The sequence below is a fragment of the Pontibacter flavimaris genome (genome assembly GCF_001907195.1).
Taxonomy (GTDB): domain Bacteria; phylum Bacteroidota; class Bacteroidia; order Cytophagales; family Hymenobacteraceae; genus Pontibacter; species Pontibacter flavimaris.
Genome location: NZ_LVWA01000012.1, coordinates 124,656 through 137,636 on the forward strand (window position 1 = coordinate 124,656; position 12,981 = coordinate 137,636).

Annotated in this window: 14 protein-coding genes; 5 read left to right on the plus strand and 9 right to left on the minus strand. The window is 53.4% G+C overall.

The window, feature by feature from the left end; translation table 11 throughout:
- The 7 genes from A3841_RS18115 to A3841_RS18145 all read right to left on the minus strand — a co-directional run bounded on the left by A3841_RS18115 (window position 1) and on the right by A3841_RS18145 (window position 4,757).
- Complete coding sequence (locus tag A3841_RS18115) at window positions 1-957, minus strand: adenylate/guanylate cyclase domain-containing protein (protein WP_073854549.1); 957 nt, start codon at window positions 955-957, stop codon at window positions 1-3.
- A 45-nt stretch (window positions 958-1,002) separates the two neighbouring features.
- Entirely contained in the window at window positions 1,003-1,299 is a 297-nt protein-coding gene (locus tag A3841_RS18120) for a GNAT family N-acetyltransferase (RefSeq protein WP_073854551.1), read from the minus strand.
- Between the two features lie 4 nt (window positions 1,300-1,303).
- Window positions 1,304-1,939 (minus strand): alpha/beta hydrolase, encoded by a 636-nt coding sequence (locus tag A3841_RS18125; RefSeq protein ID WP_073854553.1) that lies wholly within the window; start codon window positions 1,937-1,939, stop codon window positions 1,304-1,306.
- A 37-nt stretch (window positions 1,940-1,976) separates the two neighbouring features.
- Window positions 1,977-2,345: a cupin domain-containing protein gene (locus A3841_RS18130; RefSeq protein WP_073854555.1), complete on the minus strand. Its 369-nt coding sequence runs from the start codon at window positions 2,343-2,345 to the stop codon at window positions 1,977-1,979.
- Between the two features lie 53 nt (window positions 2,346-2,398).
- Complete coding sequence (locus A3841_RS18135) at window positions 2,399-3,334, minus strand: ring-cleaving dioxygenase (protein ID WP_073854557.1); 936 nt, start codon at window positions 3,332-3,334, stop codon at window positions 2,399-2,401.
- 81 nt (window positions 3,335-3,415) lie between these two features.
- On the minus strand, window positions 3,416-3,955 hold the full coding sequence (locus A3841_RS18140; protein ID WP_073854559.1) for a YceI family protein: 540 nt from the start codon (window positions 3,953-3,955) through the stop codon (window positions 3,416-3,418).
- 508 nt (window positions 3,956-4,463) lie between these two features.
- A complete protein-coding gene (locus A3841_RS18145; protein WP_235861478.1) occupies window positions 4,464-4,757 on the minus strand; it encodes a DUF983 domain-containing protein in 294 nt (97 codons plus the stop codon).
- A 278-nt stretch (window positions 4,758-5,035) separates the two neighbouring features.
- Between A3841_RS18145 and A3841_RS18150 the strand changes: the two genes are divergently transcribed.
- Window positions 5,036-5,914, plus strand: coding sequence for an AraC family transcriptional regulator (locus A3841_RS18150; protein ID WP_073854562.1), 879 nt, complete (start codon window positions 5,036-5,038; stop codon window positions 5,912-5,914).
- A 172-nt stretch (window positions 5,915-6,086) separates the two neighbouring features.
- Window positions 6,087-7,772 carry a mechanosensitive ion channel family protein gene (locus A3841_RS18155; RefSeq protein ID WP_083610425.1) on the plus strand — a complete coding sequence of 562 codons (1,686 nt, stop codon included), beginning with the start codon at window positions 6,087-6,089 and terminating at the stop codon, window positions 7,770-7,772.
- A 211-nt stretch (window positions 7,773-7,983) separates the two neighbouring features.
- On the opposite strand, the gene A3841_RS18160 is transcribed toward A3841_RS18155, so the two are convergent.
- Entirely contained in the window at window positions 7,984-8,424 is a 441-nt protein-coding gene (locus A3841_RS18160; protein ID WP_083610442.1) for a tRNA (5-methylaminomethyl-2-thiouridylate)-methyltransferase, read from the minus strand.
- A gap of 115 nt (window positions 8,425-8,539) precedes the next feature.
- On the opposite strand from A3841_RS18160, the gene A3841_RS18165 reads away from it, so the two are divergent.
- Genes A3841_RS18165 through A3841_RS18175 form a run of 3 tightly spaced genes read left to right on the plus strand, consistent with a single transcriptional unit; the run spans window position 8,540 to window position 11,538 of the window.
- Window positions 8,540-9,229 (plus strand): RNA polymerase sigma factor, encoded by a 690-nt coding sequence (locus tag A3841_RS18165; RefSeq protein WP_073854563.1) that lies wholly within the window; start codon window positions 8,540-8,542, stop codon window positions 9,227-9,229.
- A gap of 16 nt (window positions 9,230-9,245) precedes the next feature.
- Window positions 9,246-11,081: a glycoside hydrolase family 15 protein gene (locus A3841_RS18170; protein ID WP_073854565.1), complete on the plus strand. Its 1,836-nt coding sequence runs from the start codon at window positions 9,246-9,248 to the stop codon at window positions 11,079-11,081.
- The gene (locus A3841_RS18175; RefSeq protein ID WP_073854566.1) at window positions 11,068-11,538 is read left to right on the plus strand and encodes a hypothetical protein; all 471 of its coding nucleotides are present in this window, start codon (window positions 11,068-11,070) and stop codon (window positions 11,536-11,538) included. The genes A3841_RS18170 and A3841_RS18175 overlap by 14 nt, the downstream gene beginning before the upstream one ends.
- Before the next feature lie 32 nt (window positions 11,539-11,570).
- Here the strand turns inward: A3841_RS18175 and A3841_RS18180 are convergent, their stop codons facing one another.
- Window positions 11,571-12,821, minus strand: coding sequence for an amidohydrolase family protein (locus A3841_RS18180; protein WP_073854568.1), 1,251 nt, complete (start codon window positions 12,819-12,821; stop codon window positions 11,571-11,573).
- Between the last annotated feature and the right edge of the window lie 160 nt (window positions 12,822-12,981).

Below are 12,981 nucleotides of genomic sequence, written 5' to 3' on the forward strand. Positions count from 1 at the left end.
TCAGGTGACGCTGGGCGGCGGCGCTGCCTTGCTGAACGCGTAAGGCTTGCCGATCAGCTTTACTTCATAGGGATTGCTCACCCCCTTGAGGGTCAGGTGGGCGCAACCGGCCGAGTAGGGCGGGTTCTTCAGCAACCGGAAGGCGCGGTCCGAAATCACGAAGCTGTTGTTGAGTTCCTTGGTGGCCGCCTGCAGCCGGGCGGCCACATTCACGGGGTAGCCCATCACGGTCAGGTTATCGCTCAACCCGATGCCCACGTTACCCACGATCACCTTCCCCACATGCACCCCGATGCCTAACTCGAACGTGTGGTTGAAGTATGGCCGCATGTATGTGTTGTTGAATATCTTAATGTCTTCCAGTATTTTCAGCCCGGCCAGCACAGCCGCCTCGGCCGCCTTCCTGATCCCGCTTTTCAACCCGAAGACCGCATACAGCCCGTCGCCGGCCGTATCAATAATCTCACCTCCGTACTGACTGATGGCGTTGCGGAAAAGTGCAAATACCCGGCGCATGATGTGGATGACGTCGAAGGGCAGGTGCGCCTCTATAAAAGGGGTAAAGTTGCGGATATCGATGAAGAAGAGCGCCAGTTTGCGCCGCTCCCCCATTACCCGGGTCATATTCTCCTCCCCGCCGTTTAGGAAGATATAGCGATCGGCCTCATCCCGGATCAGGCGCTGTACCTCCACGCCATCCCCGGTTATGTAAGACTGACACGCCAGCCGCACGTTGTCCGGGAACTTCTTCACATTCCTGATGGCCCGTTCAGAAGTGGTGGGCGGGGTGAGCTGTTCCTGTCCCTCCAGCACCAGGATGCGGCAGGTGGTGCACTGTCCCTTTCCGCCACAGGCATGGTAATGGGGAATGCCGGCCGCCAGCGATGCCTGCAGCACCGTCTGGCCCGCTTCTACGGGAATCACTTTCTCACCTTTAAACTTTACCTGGAAGGGCATGTTGCTTGAAGTATCACTTTTACAAAGTCAGGATTATAGTTGGATTTATACGCTTTCCCCGGCATTGTCTTTCACCAGGTACTGGTATTCCGGATGCTTTTTCAGGTATGCCCTCATGTAGGGGCACAGCGGCACCAGCTGCAGGCTGTTGGCGGCTATGTGCTCCAGGGTGTACTTTGTCATGGTGCCGGCAATCCCACGGCCCTCCAGTTCCTTCGGCACCTCGGTGTGCAGCACCGTCATCACGCCGGGCCGCAGCTTATACTCTATTACTGATGTGTGCCCTTCTATTGTTGTCTCGAACCGGTGCTGCGCCGGGTTGTCCTTCACTTCGATCTCCATAGCCTTAGTCTTTATTAGGTGCTTTCAGTATCTGGCTGGCAAGCTCCAGCTCCTCCCGGCCGATGGTGTGCGGGCGGCCCGGGTATACTTTCTTGGTGACGGAGGCTCCGAGTTTCTCCATCACTCCCACCGTCTCCTCCACCCTGCTCACCGGCACGTGCGGGTCGGGGTTGCCGGTGGTGATGAGGACGGGCGTTCCTGCAAAGTCTCCTTTATACTTGCTGGTGTCCAGTTGCTGCCCGATAAGGCCGCCGGTAAAGAGGAGCAGGCCGCCATACTTGCGGGCGTTCCGTGAAGTATACTCTGAGGTGAGACAGGCCCCTTGCGAGAAGCCCGCAAAGTATAAATCCTCACTTTTTACACCCTGGTCCAGTATACTTTTCACCAGCTCGTCCAGCCGCTCCAGGGCGGAGTCGAGGGCGGGTTGGTTCTGCTCCTCGGGCGCCATAAAGCTGTAGGGATACCAGCTGTGGTTGGTGGCCTGCGGGGCATAGAGTGTAAAGTCCTGCACCGGCAGCTGCTGGGCCAGCCCAAGTATACTTTCGGCGGTGGCTCCGCGGCCATGCACCAGAATCAGCGCTTTGCCGGTCTCTGAAAGGGGCTTGCCCTCCGTGATCACTTCGTTGCTATGGGTATACATACTATTTTTCAGTTTTATCAAGTATAACGCGTTGTCGTTAGCGCTTCTCCTTCAACGTGACGAAAACAGAGCTGCGGACTTCAGGCTGCAGGTTGCGCGTTTTGTGCCCCTTGCCGGTGGTGTCCTCCAGGAGCAGCACCTGCCCGGTCTCGAAGCGCCGCTTCTCACCCAGCGAGGTTTCGATCTCTATTCCCCCATCCAGCAAAAAGAGGTACTGCCGTTCGGGAGCATTATGGAAATCATAGTCGTAGGTAGACACTACCTTCCGGAAAATGATGCTTTCCACCGCCTCCGGCTCCGACAGAAAACCGATCTCCCCTTCCGGGTCCAGGTGCCTTGAAATGTCCTCGAAGCGGCTGTCGCCATTCTCATCGGCGTACAAGCGGGTAACGGCAAATGCTTCCATACGTTGGGTTTAATGTTAAACTTATATTTTCGGATACAGGCTCCTGCCCGGGCTTAATCAAGCTTGGGCAAAACGGCCTCTAACTCGGCTCTGCGCGGCTCGTACTGCGGCGGCAGCAGCAGGTGCTCTCCCAGTTCATCCCACGGCTCGTCAATACCGAAGCCCGGGTTGTCGGTGGCAATCTCGAACAGCACGCCGCCCGGCTCCCTAAAGTATAAGGAGTAGAAGTAGTTGCGGTCTATCTTGTTGGTGATGTTGTAGCCCAGGCCCGCAATCTTGTCGTGGAAGTGCATCAACACCTCCTCGTTCTTCACCCGGAAGGCGATGTGGTGGTTGGTGCCTGCGCCGCCAATGCCACGCGCCTCGTTGGGCAGCTCCACCAGGTCGATGATGTTGGCTGTGTCCACGGCGTCGGTGGCGTAGCGGTAGCGGTTGCCGCTTTGCTCCCGGAAAGTATACCCCAGGATATCGGTGAGCACCTGGGCAGTCTTCTCCTTGTTTTGCAGCGTCAGCGTCACCCCATAAAAGCCTCGGGTCGCCACCTCAGCCTTTACTTCGTCTGTTTCCCAGGGTGTACGGCCATCCTCGTTTTTAGGGATCACGAGCTCCAGCTTCAGCCCATCCGGGTCCAGGAAGGTAAGGTAACGCTCCCCAAACTTCTCCGAGGGCTTGTTGTAGATGACGTTATACTTCTCGAAGCGGTCTATCCAGAAATCGAAGCTGCCTTCCGGCACCGCGTAGGCAATGTTGGTGGCCATACCTGTTCCGGCGCTTCCTCTCCGCGCCCCTTCATGAGGGAAGAAGGTAAGGATCGTGCCGGCGCTTCCTTTCTCATCACCGAAGTAAAAATGGTATGTGCCGGGGTCGTCGAAGTTCACTGTTTTCTTGAGAAGCCGCAGCCCCAGTACTTTGGTATAAAAATCAAGGTTCTTCTTGGCCATACCGGCAATTGCCGTAATGTGGTGCAGGCCTACTATTCTATTTTCCATGCGATAACTTATTTAGCTGAAGGATGTCCCCGGTATGAAGGTATACGGAGGTTTTAGAGATTGATTAACTGCCAGTGGGAATTAGGCGGACTGCTTCACCAGTTGAACCTCTGCGTGCAGCTTTATCTCATCGCTCACCACCACGCTTCCTGCCTCTGTCACGGCATTCCAGGTCAGGCCGAACTCCTTGCGACTAATCTTGCCATTCACCGTGAAACCGGCCTTTGTCTGCCCGTAAGGATCCACGACCGTGCCGCCATACGCTACATCCAGCGTCACGGGCTTGCTTATTCCCCGGATGGTCAAATCGCCCAGGAGTTTATACTTCTCATCGGATACCTGCTCATACCCGGAGGCCCCGAAGCGCACCTGGCGATGCTGCTCAGCATCGAAAAAATCCGCCGACTTCAGGTGTGTATCGCGCTGCTCGTTGTTGGTGCTGATGGAATTCACGTCGGCGGTGAACACCAGGCTCTCCACGCTGCTAAACGCATCATCAGGCGTAACCGCCTCCACATTAAAACTCCCGAAGTAACCGGTTACGGTGGTAATCATCAGGTGCTTTACTTTAAACTGTACTTCGCTGTGCGTCGGGTCTGCTATCCATCTAATGTTAGCCATTTCTTTATACTTTTAAGTAGTGATTGAATGCTTTGATAAAATTTATTGTATGTACATTTAATGTATATACATACAAATGTAATCAATTGTTTCTATTCCTCTGCTATTTTTATAAAAAACGGCACAGACCGCTGTATTTAAGGCTTTGCGTTTGGGGAGAATTGGGGGTGATGAATGGGATAGCGCAAGTGGCAGGAGAAGTTGGAAGCTTATTTAATGGCGTTCATCAAAGTATGGGGCGGAGAAGTATAGCCGGCGGAAAGTATAAAACCCAGGTTGCACTTACCCCTACTCTTCCATGGAGTGGTGGCTGGAGTGAAGTGAAACCTGGGTTAAAAAGTTTTGCGGCGGTCGCGGGAAAGCGCGCCGGCTCTGTTTATACTTGTATAAGCCGCGGCTTATACTTTTGTGTGGCATGTGCGTGCTGCTGGTGGGCCGCCCCTAGGATTGCGCTAAACCTGCCAGGCGCGCGCCTGATTCGCAATCAGGCAGCGCGCAGGGAACATGGTTACCGGGATTCAACTTTCCGCGCGATTTCGCTGCACGGACCTTCGTACCTGACAAAGATGCTGATCCAGAGAATCCTTGATAACCTGAAGATGATTGGCAGCAGCCCGACCACCACCACACCCACCACCGTAAGCATCATGGCCATGGTCACCTCTCCTAAAATCTGGTAAAGTACAAACAGTGATACCAGGAAGATTCCCACGTTAAAACCGAAGCTCACATACATCGCGCCATAGTAATACCCCGGCTCAGGTTCCAGATCCAGTCCGCAGCACGGGCAGTTCTTGTGCATGTCCGCAAACTTCGTCGTGTAAAGGGTACCTTCCGGAAACATGTTCCCCTCACGGCATCGGGGGCACTTCACTGTCGCTATACTGTATAAAAGGGAATGTCGCTGGCTCATCTGCTTTGTTTATCTGCTAACAAAGCAAAGATACGACATCACCAGGACAGTATCTCGGCACAAACTCGCCGAATTACTGTACTTTTACACCTCACGTTATGGCAAAGCAGCAACAGGCAGGCCCGCGCGGTAATCCTTTACAAAGCCGGGCTGCGTAAACACCACCTATGCAGAAGGAACACTTGCCCATTTACCAGATACAGGATTTTAATGCCCTGACGCAAGGAGACCGGTACTTCTACTTCAGCTCCTTTGCCAGTCACCTGCAGGAGCATCTTTTTATCCGCGAGCCGCACAGGCATAATTTCTACATCATCCTTTTCGTGACGCAGGGCAGCGGTACGCACACCATCGATTTTAAGGCATATGAGGTAAAGCCGGGAACCGTGTTCTTCATGACGCCCGGGCAGGTGCACAGCTGGCAACTCTCCCAGGAGGCTGACGGCTTTATTATCTTCTTCACGCAGGCATTTTACACCAAAGAGTACCCTGACAGGCTGCTTTTCGAGTTCCCATTCTTCAATGCCCTGCTCTACAACCCGGTTCTCAGCGTCACGGAAGCGCAGGAAGCCGCGCTGGTGCCGACCCTGCTCAAACTCCGGGAGGAACATCAGCAGGCCAGGCCAATGCGAGAGGTCATGCTGAGCAGGTACCTGGATATCCTTTTGATCCAACTTACGCGGCTTTTCCAGCCGAGTGACGCTCAAACAGGGTTTAAGCTTAAAGAGCGGACACTCCTGCAAAGCCTGGAGAAACTCATCGAAGGGCATTACAAGGAGCACCAGCCGGTGGCTTTTTATGCCGAGCGCCTGCATGTGACGCCAAAGTACCTGAATGAAACCTGTAAGAACGCGCTGGGCAGAACCACAAAGGAACTGATTCAGCACCGGACCCTGCTGGAGGCCAAAAGGTTGTTGGTGCACGCCGAGCTGACAAGCACTCAGATTGCCGCAGCGCTTGGCTACTTCGATAGCACCTATTTTTTCCGCTTTTTCAAGAAACATACAGGCCTCACCCCGGAGCAGTTCAGGGCAAAGAACAAGTAAATCCCTTAAGCATCAGGCCTGCCGCTTTCGTAGCCCTCATGCCCTTTCTGAGCAACTCTGGTTGCCCGGCACCGTTACAATCCGAGAAAACAGCCGGGCGTCACCCTAAAAAGTACATCATCAAGGTGCTCCCGTTGAATTGAGTCACAGACGCAAGCCTGCTTTCCCAGATATGCCTCATCACACAACCATACCATACTTAAGTGTCCGGAAACTTCCCCTCCTGCTTTTGCTCCTGGGGTTCCTGTTGCATGCCTTCGCCTTTCCCACGCCCTCCAGCGCGCAGGAAACGCCCGGCGACACAACCGAAAGCCTTCAGGAAGCAACGGAAGCAACCTGGCCCGAAGATTCGCTGGGCCGGCGCACGCCCAAGGGAACAGTGGATGGATTTATTGAAGCGGTGGCAGACGAGAATTACCCCAGGGCGGCTCTCTACTTAAACCTCGACAGCACCCTGCAGGAAAGCCAGAAAGGGCCCGAGCTGGCGCAGGCGCTGCAACGCATGCTGGACCAGCGGGGCAGGATCATGCCCTTGTCCTGGCTGAGCGACGACCCCAATGGCTACCTGGAAGATGACACGGGCCCCAACCTGGACCGCGTGGGTACCGCTACAGTTGAGGGGGAATCCTTCGACGTGTTCGTTGAGAAAACAGCCGGTCCCGACGGCGGCCCCATCTGGCTCTTCTCCTCTCAAACAGTCAAGCGAACCCCTCTCCTGGAGGAAGAGGCGGCGCCCCCCATCACGGATAAAGTGCTACCTTCCGTTTTGGAGGAAAACAAATGGGGCGGCGTGCCAATCGGGCACTGGCTGGCCATGCTGGCCAGTGCGGTGCTTGCCTACCTGATTGCCTGGTGCATCACCGCTGTCGTCACGTACCTTATCCGCCTGGGATGGCGAAAAGCCAGGGAAGAACCCACCCTCGGCATCGTAAAGGCATTTGCCTTACCTATTCGCCTGTATTTAGCAGTATGGATTCTGGTGATCCTGAGCCAGGAGGCCGGTATCTCCATCATTGTGCGGCAGCGCTTCAGCGAACTGACCGTTATTATCGGGCTGGTGGCCGTGCTGCTCCTGATCTGGCGGCTGATAGATGCTGTCACCAATTTCAGTGAAAGGAGGCTGATCCGGCGCGGCAACATGGCCGGTATCTCCATTGCCCTGTTCCTTCGCCGCGGCGCCAAGATCGCTCTGATCGTGCTGGGTACCATCGCCATACTGGGCACGTTGGGGTTCGATGTGACCACCGGACTCGCCGCGCTGGGCATTGGCGGTATTGCGCTGGCGCTGGGGGCGCAGAAAACAGTGGAGAACTTCGTGGGCAGCGTCACGCTCATCGCTGACCAGCCCATACGCGTGGGGGATTTCTGCAAGGTGGGCGAGACAGTAGGCACCGTGGAGCAGATAGGCATGCGTTCCACCCGCATCCGCACTTCGGAGCGCACCATCGTGACCATACCCAACGGGGACTTCTCCTCCCAGCGGATCGAGAACTACGCCCACCGTGACCGCTTCCTGTTCAACCCCGTTCTGCGGCTCAAGTATGACACCACCCCCGACCAGATCCGTTCCCTCCTCGTCACCCTCTGCTCCATCCTGGTGTCTCAGCCCAAGGTTGCGGAGGACCCGCGCGTCAGGTTTATAGAAATAGGAAATGACTCCCTGAACCTGGAGGTGTTCACCTATATCCTTGCAGATGATTTTAATGAGTTCCTGCAGCTGAAGGAAGAATTGATCTTACAGATGATGGAAGCGGTACACAAAGGCGGAAAAGGCTTTGCCCTGCCGTCGCAGGTGCTCTACCTGGCCGGAGATAAGGGCGGCGATGGGGATAAGTCGCCTCCGGCGGAGGGGGCGTGATAGCTATGGCTCCAACTGGCAGGGGGCCATACTTTGAAAGTATAAATAAGGCGAGTCAACCCTGCACCTCATTCGACTCACTTCTCCGGGGTGCTCGCTACAGCACCGTCATGCGGCGCATTAGCTTATTACCTCGATGTTGATGGGGAAAGGGCGCACCACTGCCTTCCACTCATGGAAAGCGGAATCGTGTTATAGGCTGCATACCAGGCTAGTGCATTTCCCGGTGAGCCTCCTCCCTGTCAGGAAGCAGCAGGTACAGCGAGAACGCGCCGATGGCCATGACCAGGTCACGGACGGCCACATCAAAGTACTCCCCCGATAGCAGCAGGTTAAAGGCAATACCTACCAGCCATAAGCTTACCACCAGCGCCCCGATCTTTGGTTTCAGCAGCACCAGTATACCGGCTATTATCTCTATTACTCCAACTACACGCATGAACGTATCCACACTGAATGGTAGCATATCAGCTATCACCGGTGCCAGGTACTTATTCCAATCAGTGAGCAGATGCGTGAACTTGTCGAGCCCGGCTACGATCGGAACAATGGCATAAGTATACTTCAGCAGGCTTGTGGTGGTAGCTAGGCGGTTGTACGCCGGTTGCGCAGCTCCTTGCGCGTTTGCGGATGCATGTGCTAAGGTGTCCATAGTTTTTTCCTCCATTTTAGTTGATTCTGGTAATTAGATGAAAGTGAATTAAAAACGTTACAGGATAATGTAACTAACTGACAGGGAACGTATCTAACTATAAAAATAAAACATTATGGAAGCAGTAAATCATATACGCGCATCCGGAGAAGCAGCCCTCCCCGATGCAACAGTTGTTTCCCGGGTTCTTGCCGGGGAAATTTCGTTGTATGAGCTCCTGATGCGGCGGCACAACCAGAAACTCTACCGCGCCATAAGAAGTTACCTGAAGCAAGAGCAGGAAGTGGAAGATGCCATGCAGGATACTTACCTGAAGGCATTTGAGAAGCTCTGCCAGTTTCGCTGCGAAGCGCAGTTCTCCACCTGGCTCATCCGGATCGGGATAAACACAGCCCTGGAAAAGCTGCGGGAACGCAAAAGAGTCTTCCCTTTTTCGCTCCTGACGGGCCAGCCGGAAGATATTTCGAAGCTACTAACACAAACAAATTTTATGAATCCCGAGCATATCGCTATCCAGCAGGAAACGAAGCAACTCCTGGAAAAAGCCATCGACAGCATTCCCGAAAAGTATAGAATCATCTACACCCTGCGCGAAGTGGAAGGCATGCCCGTAAGCGAGATCACTGCATGCCTGGATCTTTCAGAGAGCAATGTAAAGGTACGGCTGCACCGGGCTAAAGCGATGCTCAAAGAGAGCCTGTTCAAGTTATCCAAAAGCCGTGATGTGTTTGAATTTGGCAACAAGCGATGCGATGCCATCGTGGAGCGGGTGATGGAAGCACTACCTGCCGGAAGAAAATTATAAACCCACACTCGCCAAAATGACCACCAGGCTATCAGACTATGCCCTGATCGGAAACGCGCACGCAGCTGCCCTGGTTAATACATCAGGGGCAATAGCATGGTGCTGCCTGCCTGATTTTGATTCCCCGGGTATTTTCTCTGCTATTTTAGACAAAGCGCGAGGTGGCCATTTTTCCATCAGCCCAATTGGCAAGTATAGCTCAGCGCAACGCTACCTGCCGGATACGAACGTGGTGGAAACGGTATTTGAAACTGCAGCAGGCAAAGCCCGCTTGCTGGATGCCTTCGTAGCCCAGACCGAAGAAGAAAAAAAACGCAACCTGTTCCCTGACCATGAGCTGATGCGTGTAGTGGAAGGTATTTCCGAAACGGTGAATTTCAAGCTGGAATATGTTCCCAGAACCTACTATGGCAAAAACACACCGCACCTGGAAGACCGGCAAAATTTTGGCGTCCATTTCGTCTGGAAAGAGCACATTTATACGTTGCTGAGCACCCTGCCGCCGGAGCAGCTAACCGTCGAGGCTACAGGGAAAGCGACTGCTAGCTTCAGTCTACATCCGGGTGAGCGGGTCCTGTTTTCTTTCAGCCACTCCAATCAAAGCCCGGCCATACTTCCCGAGCTTAAAACGACAGGCTGGGCACGCATGCAGCGAACGATCAGCTTCTGGAAAAACTGGATCGGTAAATGCACTTACGCGGGCCTTTACAAAGAGGAAGTAAGGCGGAGCGCACTTGTACTTAAACTGTTAACCTATGCGCCTTCGGGTGCTATTATTGCTGCCCCCACCACCTCGCTGCCCGAAAAACCCGGAGGCGAAAGAAACTGGGATTACCGCTACTGCTGGCTGCGTGATGCGTCTTTTACCGTTCGGGCATTGCTAAAACTTGGTTTTGAGGAAGAAACACATGCTTACATGAACTGGATCATGCATGCCACACGGCTTACGCGGCCCAGGCTGCAGGTAGTTTATTCCGTCTTTGGCCATGCCTCCCTGCCCGAGCAAACGCTTGATTGGCTAAAAGGCTATGCCGATTCTAGTCCTGTGCGGGTCGGGAACGGGGCGGATCAACAGTTCCAGCTGGACGTGTATGGCGAAGTGCTGGATGCGGTGTATGCCTACTCCCCGTTGGTAAAAAAGCTCGACCGTGATGCCAGGAAATTTGTGATCGGGCTGGGCAAGATCATCTGCGAGACCTGGGATAAACCGGATAACGGGATCTGGGAAGTCCGCTCGTCCGCCGTACAGCACACCCACTCCATGGTTATGGCCTGGGTTGGCCTGGACCGGCTCATCAAGCTTACAGAAAAGTATACATGGCACGATGCCCCGCTCGATAAGTTCAGGAAAGTCGCTGCAAGTATAAAGTATAAAGTAGAGCAGTTCGGTTACAACAGCGCGCTGAATTCCTACACCCACGAGTTGGAAGGCAATACGCTGGATGCCAGTCTGCTGACGTTATCCCTTGTTGGTTATTGCGAGCCTACATCGGCCAGAATGGTTGCTACCACAAAGCTGATACAGGAACGCCTGACAGAGAACAAGTTGCTTTACCGCTACCTGAACCTGGATGATGGGCTGGAAGGAAAGGAAGGCTCGTTCGGCATCTGCAATTTCTGGCTGATCGAAAACCTGGCCAGGTCCGGAAAATTAGAGGAAGCCATGGCGCTCTTTGAAAATATAGTGAAATGCGCCAGCCCCACCGGGCTTTTATCTGAAGAGATTGACCCTGCCTCGCATGCCCTCTGGGGAAATTACCCGCAAGGCTTTACCCATATCGGCCTGATCAATGCGGCCTACGCCATCAACGAAGTATACCAGCAAACTCCCAAGCCTTATGCATATCTCTAACCTGCTTCTCTGGGGTTTTGCCGCCACGCTAATCCTGACCGTTTTACTGTCGGCTTCCAGGCCGCTCGGCTTAACCCGTATGGACCTGCCTTTTATGCTGGGCACAATTTTTACCTCCAACCGCAACAATGCGCCCTGGCTGGGTTTTGCAGCACACTTAACAATGGGCTGGCTGTTTGCTATGATTTACGGTGCCGCCTTCGAAAGCGCTGGTCTGGCTACCTGGTGGTTTGGGGCAGCAACCGGTCTGGTACACGGGGCTTTTGTACTCACCGTCGGGTTGGAGATCATGAATTATATCCATCCAAGAATGGCGCGGCCGTACCAGGGGCCAACTCCCACCAGGCAGTTGGAGCCCCCCGGGTATCTGGCGCTAAACTATGGCAAAGGTACCCCGCTTGTCACGCTGCTGGGCCATTTCGTGTATGGCGCCGTGCTTGGGGCGTTTTATAGCTAAGCAGTCAGGTTTTATGCAGGGAACCTACCGCCTCATAGTTTTAGAAAATCAACTTCTATCTCATTCTTTCGGGGTTCACGCCTGAAGAGATATTCCCCATTACGAATGGAAGCAAGCACTTCTGCGCGCTCCCGAATGGCTTCATAGGCATCCTGTGCATCCAAGACGATGAAGTTGGCTGGTTTCCCTGCTTCAATGCCATACGCATCGTTCACCCGCATGATGTTTGCGCCGTTATACGTGATCAGGTCGAACGCCTTGTTGATTTCATCGATGTGTGTGTAATGGGCTAAATGGATTCCATTGTCCAGGATGTTCATCATATTCCCGTTCCCTAACGGATACCAGTAATCCGCAATGGAATCCTGAGCAAACGCGACATTATTATCGTTGTTTAACAGCTCTTTTACTCGCGTCAGCCCTCGGCGTTTCGGATAAGTGTCGCCACGGCCCTGTAAATGCGCATTCTCAGTTGGGCAGGAAATGAAGTTGATACTAGATTCTTTAAACAAGCCCAGCATTTTATTGGCATAACTGTTCTCTACCGATCCAAAACTGCAGGTATGGCTTGCTGTGGTGTATGGGCCATAGTCTTCTTCCATCACAAGCGCATTCAGTACCTCCAGAAACCGGCTATTGGGATCATCGTTTTCATCGCAGTGAATATCGATCATGACCATGTGTCTTATGGCCATGTCCACAATACGCTTCAAGGATTCAACCCCCTGCTCGTAGGAAATTTCAAAGTGAGGGATCCCTCCTGCCACGTCGGCCCCCATCTCAAGGGCCTGCTCCATCAGCTGCTCTGCCCCTTTATAGCGGAAAAACCCTTCCTGCGGAAATGCCACCAGTTGGAGGGTGACGATGTCTTTTAATTCATCCCGCAGTTTAATCAAGGCTTTCATCCCGGTCAGGTTCGGGTCCGTGATATCCACGTGCGTGCGAATAAACTGAACCCCATGACTCAATTCTTTTTGAATCCCTTTCAACGCACGTTCCCGCACGATTTCCTCTGTCAGGGATTTCTTGTTCTCACTCCAGCGCTGAATGCCCTCAAACAACGTACCCGACACGTTCGCATTCCCTTCGCCTAGCCCAGAAAAGATATAATCCAAGTGCAGATGAGGGTCAACATAAGGCGGCAACACCAGGCGGCCTTCTAAGTCAATCACTTCATCTGCATTGCCCAGATCATTGCCAATGGCTTTGAACCGGCCGTTCTCCACTAAAATCTCCTTGGATTCGGAATCTCCATAGATACTGGCATGAATATATTTTTTCATAAGGTTGTCTCTTTTTGTATTGAAACTTTAACGCAAATAATGGATTCTAACAATTGAAGTTCAGAAACTTACGTAAATAAAGCAGGCTATTAATGAAGCATAAGTGACTACAGATTGCTTCCCCTAAACCTTAACCTTGTGCGTCTTATCATAAATAACT